This window comes from Brevundimonas guildfordensis (assembly GCF_014836405.1).
GTDB classification, from domain to species: Bacteria; Pseudomonadota; Alphaproteobacteria; order Caulobacterales; family Caulobacteraceae; genus Brevundimonas; species Brevundimonas guildfordensis.
The window spans coordinates 1,208,677-1,222,648 of the sequence record NZ_JACSQU010000001.1 but is presented as its reverse complement, the minus strand read 5'-3'; the positions used below and the strand labels follow the sequence as shown (position 1 = coordinate 1,222,648).

Here is a 13,972-nt window from a genome sequence, read left to right as displayed (position 1 = left end):
CGCGCCCGCGACAATAGAATGTTGCAGACGCCCCTTTGCTCCCGATGGTCGGAGCGCGGGATAGGGCAGATTGTCCAATGTCGTCGGTCCGGTCACGGGTTTACGGGGCCTGCACGATGACCGCGCCCCCGCCTGGAAACGTGCCCATGACCTCGACTGGAGCCGCCGTGCGCCGACTGCGCCCCCTGTTGCTGTTGCCTCTTCTCGCCCTGCTGCCCGGCTGCGAAGCCGTGGTGCTGGCGCCCGCTGGCGACATCGCCGCACAGCAGCGCGACCTGCTGGTCATGTCCGTGGTGCTGATGCTGATCATCATCATCCCGGTGATGTTTCTGACCGTCTTCTTCGCCTGGAAGTATCGGGAATCGAACAAGGAAGCCCGCTACGAGCCGGACTGGGACCACTCGACCCATCTGGAGCTGGTGATCTGGGCGGCGCCGCTGCTGATCATCATCTGCCTGGGCGCCATCACCTGGGCCGGGACGCACCTGCTCGACCCCTACCGCCCGCTGGACCGCATCGCCAAGGGGCAGGCCGTGGCTGAGGAACATCGTCCGCTGCAGGTCGAGGTGGTGGCGATGGACTGGAAGTGGCTGTTCATCTACCCCGAATACGGCATCGCCACTGTGAACGAGCTGGCCGCGCCGGTCGACCGGCCGATCCGTTTCCACATCACCTCCACCGGGGTGATGAACTCCTTCTATATCCCGGCGCTGGCCGGTCAGATCTACGCCATGCCGGGCATGGAGACGAAGCTGCACGCCGTGATCAACCGCCCGGGCGAGTACGTCGGCTTTTCGGCCAACTATTCGGGCGACGGTTTCTCCAACATGCGTTTCGCCTTCCACGGTCTGGATGAAGCGGGCTTTGCTCAGTGGGTCGCGGGCGTTCGCGCCGCCGGTCAGGGTCTGGACCGCGAGACCTATCTGGAGCTGGAGAAGCCCAGCGAGAAAGTCCCGGTCATCCACTACGCCTCGGTCGACGACCGTCTGTTCGACGCCGTCGTCAATATGTGCGTCGAGCCGGGCAAGATGTGCATGGGCGAGATGATGGATATCGACCGCAAGGGCGGTCTGGGTCTGACGGCCGTCAAGAACACCCTGCCGCTGGTCTATGACAAATACGCCCGTCGCGGCGACGCCGTCTTCGGCGCCGGCGAGTCCTATGTGCTGACCATCTGCACCCCGCTGGAGGCCGAGGCCGCCGCCGTCGAGGCCGCCCGTCGCCGCCAGGCCTTCGGCGATGACATCGCCCGCGACACGCCGCTGAACCGCGTCATGGGGCAGGGGCTGGAGCGCCCCGGCCAGTCCCAACCGGGCGAGCGTTTCGCCTCCCTCTTCTCCGCGCCCGCGGCGTCGCAATCCTGAGCGTCTGAACGATCATGACTGTCGAACATTCCACATCGCCGCTTCTGGGCCGGTTGAACTGGGAATCGCTTCCGTTCCACGAGCCCATTCTGGTCGCCACCTTCGCCGTCGTCGTCATCGGCGGGGTGGGGATGCTGGGCCTGATCACCCGCTACAAGCTGTGGGGCTATCTCTGGAAGGAGTGGTTCACGACCGTGGACCACAAGAAGATCGGGATCATGTACATGATCCTGGGGCTGGTCATGTTCCTGCGGGGCTTCGCCGATGCGGTCATGATGCGCCTGCAGCAGGCGATGGCCTTCGGCGGGTCCGAGGGCTACCTCAACGCCCACCACTATGATCAGATCTTCACCGCCCACGGCGTGATCATGATCTTCTTCGTGGCCATGCCCATGATCACCGGCCTGATGAACTATCTGGTGCCGTTGCAGATCGGGGCGCGCGACGTCTCCTTCCCCTTCCTGAACAACTTCAGCTTCTGGATGACGACGATGGGGGCCGTGCTGGTCATGGCCTCCCTCTTCATCGGCGAGTTCGCGCGCACCGGCTGGCTGGCCTATCCGCCGCTGTCGGGCATCGGCTACAGCCCCGGCGTCGGGGTCGATTATTACATCTGGGCGCTGCAGATCGCGGGGGTAGGGACGACCCTATCCGGCATCAACCTGATCGCCACCATCGTGAAGATGCGCGCGCCGGGCATGGGCCTGATGAAGATGCCGGTCTTCACCTGGACCTCCCTGTGCGCCAACGTCCTGATCGTGGCGTCCTTCCCGATCCTGACGGCGACCCTGGTCCTGCTGTCGGCCGACCGCTACATCGGCACCAACTTCTTCACGAACGACTTCGGCGGCAACCCGATGATGTACGTGAACCTGATCTGGATCTGGGGCCACCCCGAGGTCTACATCCTGATCCTGCCGCTGTTCGGCGTGTTTTCCGAAGTCACCTCGACCTTCTCGGGCAAGAAGCTCTTCGGCTACACCTCGATGGTCTATGCGACGGTGGTCATCACCATCCTGTCCTACCTGGTGTGGCTGCACCACTTCTTCACCATGGGCTCGGGCGCGTCGGTGAACTCCTTCTTCGGGATCACGACGATGATCATCTCGATCCCGACAGGGGCCAAGCTGTTCAACTGGCTCTTCACCATGTACCGCGGCCGCATCCGCTTCGAACTGCCGATGATGTGGACGGTCGCCTTCATGCTGACCTTCGTGATCGGCGGGATGACCGGCGTCATGCTGGCGGTGCCGCCGGCGGACTTCGTGCTGCACAACTCCCTGTTCCTGATCGCCCACTTCCACAACGTCATCATCGGCGGGGTGCTGTTCGGCCTGTTCGCCGCCATCAACTACTGGTGGCCCAAGGCCTTCGGCTTCCGGCTGGAGAAGAAGTGGGGCCTGGTCAGCTTCTGGTGCTGGGTGGTCGGCTTCTGGATGGCCTTCATGCCGCTGTACGTCCTGGGCTTCATGGGCGTGACGCGGCGGATGCGGGTCTTCGACGACCCGGCCTATCAGATCTGGTTCGTCATTGCGGGCGTCGGCGTGGCGATCATCGCCGTAGGCATCCTAGCCATGCTCATCCAGTTCGCCGTCAGCATCATCCATCGCGACAAGCTGCGCGATGAGACGGGCGATCCCTGGCATGGCCGCACGCTGGAGTGGGCCACATCGTCTCCGCCGGCGGATTACAACTTCGCCAAGACGCCCATCATCCACGACGGCGACGCCTGGTGGGACATGAAGGCGCGCGGCTATGAGCGGCCGGTCGGGGGCTTCAAGGCGATCCACATGCCCGCCAATACCGGCGCCGGCTTCATTCTGTCGGTCCTGTCGTTGATCGTCGGCTTCGCCCTGATCTGGTACATGTGGTGGCTGGCGGCGGCGGGCTTCGCGGCCCTGATCGGCTACGCCATCTTCCACACCTTCAATTACAAGCGCGACTACTACATCCCGGCCGAGACGGTTCAGGCGACCGAGGACGCGCGCACCCAGGCCCTGGCGGCCGCCGCAGCGACGCAGGGGTGATCCGATGAGCCACGCGCCAACCCTCAACCCCGAGTACGTCGACGAGACCGGGCGGCCGATCTTCCACCCGGCCGAGGAGCCGCATCACCCGGAAGGCCACAGCACCATGCTGGGCTTCTGGATGTATCTGATGAGCGACTGCCTCATCTTTGCGATCCTGTTCGCCGTCTACGCCGTGCTGGGCGGCAACTATGCGGCCGGCCCGTCGCCCAAGGACCTGTTCGACCTACCCCTGGTGGCGGTGAACACGTCGATGCTGCTGTTTTCGTCGATCACCTACGGCTTCGCCATGCTGGCGATGTACCGCAACAGGGTCGCGCAGACGCAGGCCTGGTTGGCGATCACCGGCTTGTTCGGCCTGTGCTTCCTGGGGATCGAGCTCTATGAGTTCGCCCACATGATCCACCTGGGCGCCACGCCCCAGCGCAGCGGCTTCCTGTCGGCCTTCTATATCCTGGTGGGCACCCACGGTCTGCACGTCACCTTCGGCTGCATCTGGCTGGTCACCCTGATGGTGCAGGTGGCACAAAAGGGCCTGATCCCGGCCAACCGGCGCCGCCTCATGTGCCTCAGCCTGTTCTGGCACTTCCTGGACGTCATCTGGATCGGCGTCTTCACCTTCGTCTATCTGTTCGGGATGCTGCGATGAGCGCTGAAGCCCACAACGAGCACGCCGTGACCCACGACGATCACCACGGCGATGATCATGCCGATGGGCATGATCACGGCACCTACAGGAGCTATCTGATCGGCTTCGCCCTGTCGGTCGTACTGACGGCTATTCCCTTCTGGCTGGTCATGGCCGGGGTGCTGGCGCCTCAGCTGACAGGGTTGATCATCACTGGTTTCGCCGTGGTGCAGATCGTGGTCCACATGATCTTCTTTCTGCACATGAACCACAGGTCCGAGGGCGGGTGGAACATGCTGGCGCTGATCTTCACCCTGGTGATCGTGGTCATCGCCGTCGCCGGTTCGGTCTGGGTCATGTATCACCTGAACACCAACATGATGCCCACCCACAACATGCAGGGGATGGGCTGAGCCCTCTCGCACGCGGAGACGCCGCTTGACGTCATCGTCGGCCCCTGATCCAGCCGCGCGTCCGGCGTCGCGCCGCCGCACGGCCGCGGGGCTGGCGGCCTTCGCCGTGCTGATCGCGGGCTTTTGCGCCCTCGGCGTCTGGCAGGTTCAGCGCCTGGCCTGGAAGCAGGAGCTTATCCATCAGGTCGATAGCCGCATCCACGCCGCCCCCGTTCCCGCGCCCGGGCCGGCCAGCTTCGCCGCCGTGACGCGCCAGGCGGACCAGTACCGTCGCGTCACCGCCAGCGGCCGCTTCCTGCAGGACCGCGAGGTCAGGGTGAAGGCGGTGACGGACCTGGGGCCAGGCTTCTGGGTCGTCACGCCGCTGGAGGATGCGCGCGGCTTCACCGTCCTGATCAACCGGGGCTTTGTCCCACCAGAGCGCGCGGCTCCCGAGACCCGCCTCGAAGGACGGGTCGAAGGTCCCGTCTCAGTCACCGGCCTGCTGCGGATCAGCGAGCCCAAGGGCGGCTTCCTGCGCGACAATGATCCGACAAACGACCGCTGGTTCTCGCGCGACGTGGCGGCGATCGCCAAGGCCAAAGGGCTGGAAGGGGCCGTCGCGCCCTATTTCATCGACGCGGACGCTACGCCCAGTCCCGGCGGCTGGCCGCGCGGCGGGCTGACGGTGGTGCGGTTCGCCAACAGCCATCTGGTCTACGCCCTGACCTGGTTCGGCCTGGCCTTCATGTCGGCGGCCGGCGCCGTCCTGTGGCTGCGCGATGAGCGCCGACGCCGGGCTGGGGGGCGTGGATGCAAGCCGAGGCTTTGAACCGCTTCTTCCGAACCATTTTGGGCATGGACGCCAACGCCGAGACGCCGGTGTCGCCGGGCGCGGCCGGGCGGCGCAACATGCTGCTGCTGATCCAGCTGCGGTGGTTGGCGGTGATCGGTCAGGTGGCGACCATCGTCATCGTCCACTGGGGCCTGAAAATCAGCGTCCCTCTGGGGCCGCTGCTGCTTGCGCCGACGGCTCTGGCGGTGATGAATCTGGTCAGTGCGCCGGTCACCCTGCGGCGCAAGATCGTCACCGACCCCGAGATCCTGCTGGCCCTGTGCGTCGATGTGGCGGCGCTCAGCTGGCTGCTCTACTTCAGCGGCGGGGCGACCAATCCCTTCGCGGCGCTTTACCTGATGCAGGTGGTGCTGGCGGCAGTGCTGCTGCGTCCGGTCTACGCCTGGGGCTTCGTGCTGGCGACGGGCGCCTGCCTGGCCTTTCTGGCCGTGTGGCGTCAGCCGCTGAACCTGCCGGCAGGCGCCGATGCGCGGCTGGGGCTGCTCCAGCAGGGCGCCTTGATCAACTTCATCCTGATCGCCGTGCTGCTGGTCGCCTTCGTCACCCGCATCAGCCAGAACGTGCGCGCTCGCGACGCCTATCTGGCCGAGGCGCGCCAGCAGGCGGCGGAGCAGGACCACATCGTGCGCATGGGGCTGCTGGCCTCCGGCGCGGCGCACGAACTGGGCACGCCGCTGGCCTCCCTGTCGGTCATTCTCAGCGACTGGCGGCGCATGCCCGCCCTGACCGGCGACGAGGACCTGCGCCACGACATCGACCAGATGCAGGCCGAGGTCGACCGCTGCAAATCCATCGTCACCAACATCCTGATGTCGGCGGGCGAGGCGCGCGGCGAGGCGCCGACCGTCACCGCCCTCGGCGCCTTCCTGAGCGAGATCATTGATGACTGGTCGGCCAACCGGCCCGCAGAAGCCATGCAGGTCGCCCTCAGCGGCCCGACGCCGCGCGATCCGTCCATCATCGCCGACCCGGCCTTGAAACAGGTGTTCAGCGCCCTGCTGGACAATGCGCAGGAGGCGGGCGCGCGAAATCTTGAGGTCCGGGCCGTCGCCGACGCGGGCGGCCTGTTCATCGCCTTCGAGGACGACGGTCCCGGTTTCGCGCCCGGCATTCTGGAAAAGCTGGGCCAGCCCTATCAATCGACCAAGGCGCGGGCAGGGGCGGGGCTGGGTCTGTTCCTGCTGGTCAATGTGGTTCGCAAGCTGGGCGGCACGGTCATCGCCGCCAACCGACCGGGCGCGGCGGGCGGCGGGGCTGTGGTGCGGCTGACCTTGCCCATAGACGCCCTGGCGCCGAGATAAGCAGTCTGGAAAGAGGGCATGAAATGACGGACGAACCCCGCCAGCTTCTGATCGTAGAGGACGACGAGTCCTTTTCCCGCACCCTGCGGCGCTCGTTCGAGCGACGCGGCTATCAGGTGCTCGCCGCGCACAGCCACGATCAGATGGTCGAGCTGCTGAAGACGCACCATCCCGACTACGCCGTGGTCGACCTGAAGCTGGGGGCGGCGTCGGGCCTGACCTGCGTTCAGACCTTGCACGCCTTCGACCCTGATCTGGTGATCGTGGTCCTGACTGGCTTCGCCAGCATCGCCACGGCGGTCGAGGCCATCAAGCTGGGCGCCCGTCACTATCTGGCCAAGCCTGCCGGCACGGACGACATCGAGGCCGCCTTCGGTCGCGAGGCGGGCGACCCCGACGCCCCCCTGACCGCCCGCCCGACCTCGATCAAGACGCTGGAGTGGGAGCGCATCCACGAGGTGCTGGCCGAGACGGACTTCAATATCTCCGAGGCCGCGCGACGTCTCGGGATGCACCGCCGCACCCTCGCGCGGAAGCTGGAGAAGCGTCAGGTCAGCTAGCTAAACCGCTCACCCGCGCTTTCGCGGGTCCGTGCGGGAGAGCAGGCTCAGTCCTTCGGCGCCAAATCGCCGAGCACCGCTTCCGTGTCCTGGCCCAGTTTCGGCGGGGGCGCATCGTATCGCACCGGCGTCTTCGACAGGCGGATGGGGGAGGCCACGGTGCGGACCGGACCAGCCAGATCGGGCCGGGTCTGCTCAACCGTCAGGCCGCGATGGATCGCCTGAGGCTCGGCGAACACCTGATCGATGGTGTTGACGGGACCGCAGGGCACGCCCGCCGCCTCCAGCGCCTGCATCAGCCCCTGCATGGTGAAACCCGCCGTCTTCGCCGCGATCAGCGAACCCAGCGCCTCGCGCTCAGCGACCCGCAGGGCGTTTGTGGCGAAGCGATCCTCGGCCTCCAGCCCCAGGGCGCCGCACAGGGCGCGGAACTGGCCGTCGTTGCCCACGGCGATGATCACCATGCCGTCGGAACAGCCGAACGGCTGATAGGGGGCCAGGTTGGGATGGGCGTTGCCCATCCGCGTCGGCGCCTTGCCGGACACGTAGTAGTTGGTGGCCTGATTGGCCAGCATGGCGGCCTGAACGTCGAACAGGGCGATGTCGACGTGCTGGCCCTCGCCGGTCGCCCGCGCGTGCCACAGGGCCGCCAGTATGGCGTTGGAGGCGTAAAGTCCGGTGAACAGGTCGACGACCGCCACCCCGACCTTCATCGGCTCTGCGCCCGGCGCGCCGTCAGGCTGGCCGGTGATCGACATCAGCCCGCCCATGGCCTGGATCATGTAGTCGTAGCCCGCGCGGTGCGCGTCCGGTCCGTCCTGCCCGAAGCCGGTGATGGAGCAATAGACCAGCTTCGGATTCACCGCCGCCAGCGCGGCGTAATCCAGGCCGTACTTCTTCAGTCCGCCGGTCTTGAAGTTCTCGACCACCACGTCGCAGGTCGCGGCCAGACGGCGCACGGCCTCGGCGCCTTCCGGGCTGGCGATATCCAGCTCGACCGACTTCTTGCCGCGGTTGGCGCACAGGAAATAGGCGGCGTCGCCGGGCGCGCCGTCGGCCGTGGTGGTGAAGGGCGGGCCCCAATGACGGGTGTCGTCGCCGACGCCGGGCCGCTCGATCTTGATGACCTCGGCGCCCAGGTCCGCCAGCGTCTGCGTCGCCCACGGCCCCGCCAGCACCCGCGACAGGTCCAGAACCCGCACGCCCGTCAGGGGGCCGGAGGGCGAAAGGGCGGAGGCGGGAATCGCGGCGGCGTCGGACATACGCGCCTTCTAGCAGAAACCAACCGCAGTCGGATGGCCTGCCGCCAGGGCGGGGGTCTTCTGCGATGCAGGAAGAGAGAGACGATGGTGGGTGATCACAGGGATGAACTGCGAGCAGAGTAAGTATTGAAAATTCAATAAGTTACGCTGAATTTCGCCGCCAAAATTTGGATAACTTTTGGATATGGTTCTGCCTTCCCAAATTCGTCCATGTTCACAATAACGCAGAATCGTCAAGAGGGAAAAAGCCAAAATCCTTGACAAAATGGTTAATATCGGGTAGGGTTCGAAAGTCGATGAGGGGGCCTCACCGACACGGCCGGGGGCGGCGGCGCCCCCTCGATTCTTCGAGCCTTCGCCCCCGGTTAACAATCATCTAGGTTTCGCCCCAGGGGCGGCGACGCCCTTGAGTCCACTCATTACAATGACCATCACCACCCAGGCCGCCGTGCTGCGCGCAGCCGTGGGCGCGGCCGTGGCCCGCGCCTGTCCGGCTGCGTCCGACAGTCAAGTCGGCGACATCACGCGTCGGATCATCGCCGATGCCGACGATGCACCGGAGATCATCGAAAGCGGCGCCAATATTGGCGCGCTTCGCTGGGCTTCGGGGTCCGACCTTAACACCCTACTGGACGCCTTGCGGGTCCAGGCTCCCCACCTGTTCAACACGGCGGGAGCCCCCGCCCAGGCTGAAGCCGCCGCCGCGTCGCGGGCCAAGCTGAAGGCCATGAACCCCGGCGCCCGCCTGGAGGCCGCCAACGCCCAAGGGGTGACCGGTGCCTGGGTTAGCCAATTTCGGAAGGGGGGTGCGAAGTGAGCGAGCCCATCTCCCTGCTGAGTAGCCGCGAACTGGCGGCTCGCCTCCGTCCGCTTGGACTCACCCCGGCGGCCTTTAGCCGCCTGGAGGGCTCGCCCAAGCCGATTCTGAGGCTGGGGTTCCGTAGCCTTCGGTGGTCCCGCGACGCCGTGGATTTTTGGATCGGCCAGCGCTGGGAAGAGGCGCGGCGCGAGGCGGCTAGGCAGGCGGTGTCGGAGTCCATGTCGTGAGCGCCGAAGTCGAGAAGCTGGCGGCCTATCTTGAGGATGCGGTAGTCAGCTTGCACCACCGCTTCAGCTACGGCTACGGCGGTTTGCAGGGCTCTCAGAACGCCCCGGCTCCGCGCTCCTTTGAGGGCCGCCTTCGCCTGTTGATCGAACGTCATTTTGTCGATGCGCTCCGGATGAATGGGCGCGCCGTTGATGTTTGGCTGGACTATCCGGCCGACGACGACGCCGACTTGGATACGCTGCGTCCGTCCGCCCTGGTGGTGGCGCGGCAGGGCTGTTTGGCGCCGATCACGATTGGCCTGGGCTGGCCCGCGCGCGGCCTGAAGACCTTGCGATTGAATCCTCCGACGGCGGTGGCTTCGCGGCCGGTCACGATCCTGCTGGGCGCCAGTGACGCCGGTGAGGCACTGACCACCGCGCTTTCGCAGATGATCGCGGCGGCGGTGGTGTCGCTGGACGGCGACGCCGCCCTGGAGGAGGCGGCCTAGATGTGCGAGCGCCTCGTCCGCCCCGCGCCGGTCCGCCGGTTCCCGAGCCGTCGCTTTCCTGGCGCCGGCTTGACCATCCCGGCGCCCCGGCCGTTTACGGTTCCGGTGCCGCACCGGGCGCCGCCGACGCTCCTGACGCCGGAATTTGACGGCGAACCCGCCGACCCGTCCCAGATCGCACCCTGACGCGGGGGCGGCTGCCGAGATCAATCCCCAGGGGAATCTTGGCGGCGGCGCGTCGAAAATTCTTCCCCGCCGCCTCAACGCGTGAGAAAAGGTGGGTGTCCTCGCTCGCCCTAGGCCCCGCCCTTTGATGCAGAGCGCCCCAAACTAGTTAAGTCGCGCCTGATCCGCGCCGCCATCATCGGCGGCGAGGCGCGCGTTAGTCTTAGCCCTAGTCTTAGCGATCCAGCCCGCGCGTGTCGGTCCCGCGCGTTCAATCCGTTGCAACTAAACAAGAGACCCGCCACCGGTGAGAACGGCGACGGGCCAAGGACTTCCAATGCCTAAGAATTGTAGCACCCCGGCGGCGGGGAGCAAGGAATCGCGCACGCTCAATAGCGACGACGTTCAAATCAACTTCCATACGTCCAGTGACCCGACCGCAAAGGCCGCGCGCTGGACCGCGCAAGCGTCCAACTGGCCGGGCTTCATCGCCTTCCTGGCGAGCGCCGCCATGACGGAATCCATGACGCCGCCCGGCGGGGCGGTGGTGACGGCGGGACTGGTAGGCGGGGAACCGCGCAAGAGCGCCGTAAGCGAAATCAATGTCGCTCTGATCGAGGTCGAGGGCGTCGGTCTGCACGACGTTTGCGACCGCCTGGATGAGCGGGGCTGGTCCGGCGCTATCGTTTCGACCTGGGCGAATGGCCGCACGGAAACGACGTTGAACCGCGATGCCGTGGTGAAGTGGTTGGTGCGGCATGGCCGCGCCCAGCACGGCGGCGCCGAGATCAACAAGGCCAGCCTCGCCTATTACCTGGGCGAAGTGCGCGGCTGGTTCGACGTCTCCGAGTCGGTGGAGATCGCCGCTGAGAACGTCCAGACGGCGGACGGTGCGGCGGTGGTTATCCACCACGGTCCACTCCCGTCGTACCTGGTCGCGGTGCCCTTGGGCCCAGCCTTCAAGCCTATCGACGCCGCGTCCACCCAGGCGGCGGGCTGGAAGCTGTGGGGCGAGGTGCTGACGATGGTGGAATACAGCGTCAGCGGCCGCATCGCCCTGACTAAGGCGGCGCGCGACCCCGCCGCCATGGTCGCCATGCCCGGCCGCCGCCCCGGCGCGGAGCCGGTGGTCATGGAGTTGGACGGCTCGCCCGTGGACTGGCATGACCTGGGGGTTGCGGAGCCCCCGCCGGTTGCGGCGACGCCGCCCGACCTGACCGAAGTGATTGCCCAAATCGACGCGCTGGATAAGGCGGACTCCAAGGGGCGCGGCGTCGTGGTGAAGCGGATCGCCCTGCTGCCTGTGGGGGATCAGGAAGTGGCGCTGTCCGCCCTCAAGGATCGCACGAAGATCAAGATTTCCACGCTCAAGGGCGAGATCGCGGCGCATATCATGCTGCCGGAGCCGGTGACGTCCGGAGCGGTCATGGGCGATGACGGACACGCCGTCCTGATCTATCAGGGCGACGGCCCCGATCAGGTCGAGGCGCGGACGTTTCTGCTGGCGGTGACGAGGACTGCGAACAAGTCTGATCCCACCTATACGCTTCACCAGGGCGAGTTGATGCATCTGGAGCACGAGACTGGCCGGGCTGAGTTCGTCCCCCTGTCCGCGCCCGAATTCAAGTCGGCGCTGGCGAAGCGGTGTTCGTTCGCCCGCGTCAACGACACCGGCGCGCGGGGGCCGCGTCAGGCCCCCGACCGTCATCTGTGCGATTTGGTGTTCCATGGCCTGGAGGGGGGCGACCTTCCTAAGACACCGGAGGTCCGGCGCGCGCCCACGATGGCGGCGGACGGCTCTCTTTTGGACCGCGACGGCTGGCACGGCGACGTATTCGTGGACCTGGGCGGCCTGGAGGTTCCGCCCATCCCCGACAATCCGACCCGAGAAGACGTGGGCGCCGCGCTTGGGCGGCTGACCGGCGACTTGCTGGTGGATTTCCCCTTCTACGATAAGACCAATTCGGACGGGCGGCCGGACGGTGGGGCGTCCCGCGCCAATGCGCTAGCGATGCTGTTGACGCCTTACATGCGCGACCTGTTCAGCGGCCTTGTGCCGATGTTCGGAATCGACAAGCCGAAGCCGGGCACGGGCGGCACCGAACTGGCAAAGCTTTCCGCGTTGCTGCTGGATGGCGAAGAGGCCACGCCGACCGCCTACACCACCGAGGAAGAGTTGGGGAAGATCGTCGTGACCAAGGTGCGCGCCGGGGACTCGCACTTCCTTTTGGACAACGCTGAAGAACTTACCTCTCCGGCGCTCATCATGGCCCTAACGGCGGGCAAGATTGGCGGGCGGGCGCTGGGTCAGAACAAGACGATTGAGGCCCCTAACACCCTCATGTGGGTCTATACGGGCAACAACGTCTTCCTGCATGAAGACCTGATCCGGCGGGTCGCGCGCATCAACCTCAACACCCTGACGGAGAACCCTAAGGATCGAGTGTTTCGCAAGCGGCAAGATGCCGATGGGCGGGAAATCACCTTCAAAGATTGGGTTCTGAGCAATCGCGGCGAACTGATCGCGGCCTTGCTGACGCTCATTCGCTTTTGGGTCGTGCAAGAGCGGCCGCTGAGCAATGATTTCCTTCCCTCGTTTGAAGGCTGGTCGCGCGCCGTGGGCGGTGTTCTGAAGGCTGCTGGCGTGTCCGGATTCCTGGCAAATCCGCGCGACGCGAAGGTCAGCCGTGACGCCGCTGAAGTGGTGGAAGTGGTTTCCGCCTGGGCGGCGAAGTGGCCGAATGTGCCCGTAACGGAGAGCGCGCTGTTCGATCACGTCAAGCTGCTGGAGTTGGGGGCGTTGAAGGGGTGGCGCGAGGGCGATCAACGGCGCGCGTTCGGCCGCCTGCTGGATCGGCTGGAGGGGCGCACCTTCACCGTTCAGGAGTCCCCGCGCATGGCCGTTCGCGCCGGTGACGGTTGGCTTTTGATCGCGCCGCCCAAGCGGGGGGATGGATGAGCCCCTGCGCGTTCAAGATCGCGGTGGTCGAAAAGGCGCGAGGGTTGCTGAACGACGACCCCCACGGCTTCCGGCGCCGCGACATCGCCGCGCGGCTTGGCGAGGACTCGCCACGCCTGGGGCGGGCGTTGAAGACGCTGCGGTCTTCTGGTGTGCTGGCGTCCGCCGACCGAGGTGTTTTCGTCGCGGGGTGCGGACTGGAGGAGGCGGGGCGGCTCGGACGTGGATGCGGCATGGCTGAAGGCGTCGCGCTGTTCATGAACGACAACGCCGGAATGGCGTCTGTTCATGAACTGAGGGACGCCTTGGGTCTGAACGGTGAAGCTGATCGAAAGGCCTTGGCGAGGGCTTTGCGGCGCGGTCGATACTTGCCGATCGGATGCGGATGGTGGCTGGCTCCGGACCTGACGTGGCGTGATGCTGTTCTGCCGGGCTGGCGTATCGCCATGGCGGTCAGGCTGGAACACGGCACCTATGACCTGGGCACCGACAACGCCATGCGGGCGCGCATCGCCGCTGGGGTCAGGCGGGCGCGCGCTGCTGCGGGCCTGGACATTGAGAAGCTGATGGAGGGCGACGTGGGCGCGCTCTTGGCTGCGGACCTCGCGAGGTCCGACGCCCTGGTGCTAACCACCGCCAAGGGGATGCGCCTGAGTGAGTGGTGGCGCGCACGGCTGGCGCGCATCTGTGAAGCCGACGCCCTCGCGCTCACCTGGGCGGAACTGGAGGAAGGGCGCCGCCTGGGGACGCCCTGGGCGGGTGACGCCTTGTCAGCGGCCTGTTGGCGCGCGTTCGCCCAGGCAGTTAGCGGCGATGCCGTGGCGCTGTCCCGAGGTCGAACCCCCTGAACCCCTCCAAAACGAGGGACAAAAAACGACCAAACCCATACCCCCCCCCTGCATCTTTCCAGGGAGACAGAATCC

The 13,972-nt window shown here is 66.3% G+C and carries 12 protein-coding genes; 11 read left to right on the top strand and 1 reads right to left on the bottom strand.

What is annotated here, in order from left to right:
* The first annotated feature begins 146 nt into the window (after positions 1-146).
* The 7 genes from cyoA to H9656_RS05885 are packed head-to-tail and all read left to right on the top strand — an operon-like array spanning position 147 to position 7,128.
* Positions 147-1,364, top strand: a complete 1,218-nt coding sequence (gene cyoA / locus H9656_RS05915) for a ubiquinol oxidase subunit II (protein WP_225212241.1) — start codon at positions 147-149, stop codon at positions 1,362-1,364.
* Between the two features lie 14 nt (positions 1,365-1,378).
* On the top strand, positions 1,379-3,391 hold the full coding sequence (gene cyoB / locus H9656_RS05910) for a cytochrome o ubiquinol oxidase subunit I (RefSeq protein ID WP_191743262.1): 2,013 nt from the start codon (positions 1,379-1,381) through the stop codon (positions 3,389-3,391).
* Between the two features lie 4 nt (positions 3,392-3,395).
* Positions 3,396-4,040, top strand: a complete 645-nt coding sequence (gene cyoC / locus H9656_RS05905; RefSeq protein ID WP_191743261.1) for a cytochrome o ubiquinol oxidase subunit III — start codon at positions 3,396-3,398, stop codon at positions 4,038-4,040.
* Positions 4,037-4,432 carry a cytochrome o ubiquinol oxidase subunit IV gene (cyoD, locus tag H9656_RS05900; RefSeq protein WP_191743260.1) on the top strand — a complete coding sequence of 132 codons (396 nt, stop codon included), beginning with the start codon at positions 4,037-4,039 and terminating at the stop codon, positions 4,430-4,432. The genes cyoC and cyoD overlap by 4 nt, the downstream gene beginning before the upstream one ends.
* A 25-nt stretch (positions 4,433-4,457) precedes the next feature.
* Entirely contained in the window at positions 4,458-5,243 is a 786-nt protein-coding gene (locus H9656_RS05895; protein ID WP_191743259.1) for an SURF1 family protein, read from the top strand.
* Positions 5,225-6,568: an ATP-binding protein gene (locus H9656_RS05890; protein WP_191743258.1), complete on the top strand. Its 1,344-nt coding sequence runs from the start codon at positions 5,225-5,227 to the stop codon at positions 6,566-6,568. Before H9656_RS05895 ends, H9656_RS05890 begins: the two co-directional genes overlap by 19 nt.
* A 23-nt stretch (positions 6,569-6,591) precedes the next feature.
* Complete coding sequence (locus H9656_RS05885) at positions 6,592-7,128, top strand: response regulator transcription factor (RefSeq protein WP_191743257.1); 537 nt, start codon at positions 6,592-6,594, stop codon at positions 7,126-7,128.
* Between the two features lie 47 nt (positions 7,129-7,175).
* Here H9656_RS05885 and H9656_RS05880 read toward each other — a convergent pair whose 3' ends face one another.
* Positions 7,176-8,390 carry a CaiB/BaiF CoA transferase family protein gene (locus tag H9656_RS05880; protein WP_191743256.1) on the bottom strand — a complete coding sequence of 405 codons (1,215 nt, stop codon included), beginning with the start codon at positions 8,388-8,390 and terminating at the stop codon, positions 7,176-7,178.
* A gap of 424 nt (positions 8,391-8,814) precedes the next feature.
* Between H9656_RS05880 and H9656_RS05875 the strand changes: the two genes are divergently transcribed.
* The 4 genes from H9656_RS05875 to H9656_RS05860 all read left to right on the top strand — a co-directional run bounded on the left by H9656_RS05875 (position 8,815) and on the right by H9656_RS05860 (position 13,897).
* Positions 8,815-9,207: a hypothetical protein gene (locus tag H9656_RS05875; protein ID WP_191743255.1), complete on the top strand. Its 393-nt coding sequence runs from the start codon at positions 8,815-8,817 to the stop codon at positions 9,205-9,207.
* A gap of 226 nt (positions 9,208-9,433) precedes the next feature.
* On the top strand, positions 9,434-9,925 hold the full coding sequence (locus tag H9656_RS05870) for a hypothetical protein (protein ID WP_191743254.1): 492 nt from the start codon (positions 9,434-9,436) through the stop codon (positions 9,923-9,925).
* A gap of 472 nt (positions 9,926-10,397) precedes the next feature.
* Entirely contained in the window at positions 10,398-13,049 is a 2,652-nt protein-coding gene (locus tag H9656_RS05865) for a hypothetical protein (RefSeq protein WP_191743253.1), read from the top strand.
* Complete coding sequence (locus tag H9656_RS05860) at positions 13,046-13,897, top strand: hypothetical protein (RefSeq protein WP_191743252.1); 852 nt, start codon at positions 13,046-13,048, stop codon at positions 13,895-13,897. Before H9656_RS05865 ends, H9656_RS05860 begins: the two co-directional genes overlap by 4 nt.
* Positions 13,898-13,972: the final 75 nt, after the last annotated feature.

Coding starts and splice junctions, on each gene's coding strand:
- H9656_RS05860 (WP_191743252.1), top strand. CDS start 13,046: ATGAGCCCCTGCGCGTTCAAGATCGCGGTGGTCGAAAAGGCGCGAGGG.
- H9656_RS05875 (WP_191743255.1), top strand. CDS start 8,815: ATGACCATCACCACCCAGGCCGCCGTGCTGCGCGCAGCCGTGGGCGCG.
- H9656_RS05880 (WP_191743256.1), bottom strand. CDS start 8,390: ATGTCCGACGCCGCCGCGATTCCCGCCTCCGCCCTTTCGCCCTCCGGC.
- cyoA (WP_225212241.1), top strand. CDS start 147: ATGACCTCGACTGGAGCCGCCGTGCGCCGACTGCGCCCCCTGTTGCTG.
- H9656_RS05890 (WP_191743258.1), top strand. CDS start 5,225: ATGCAAGCCGAGGCTTTGAACCGCTTCTTCCGAACCATTTTGGGCATG.
- H9656_RS05885 (WP_191743257.1), top strand. CDS start 6,592: ATGACGGACGAACCCCGCCAGCTTCTGATCGTAGAGGACGACGAGTCC.
- cyoC (WP_191743261.1), top strand. CDS start 3,396: ATGAGCCACGCGCCAACCCTCAACCCCGAGTACGTCGACGAGACCGGG.
- cyoD (WP_191743260.1), top strand. CDS start 4,037: ATGAGCGCTGAAGCCCACAACGAGCACGCCGTGACCCACGACGATCAC.
- cyoB (WP_191743262.1), top strand. CDS start 1,379: ATGACTGTCGAACATTCCACATCGCCGCTTCTGGGCCGGTTGAACTGG.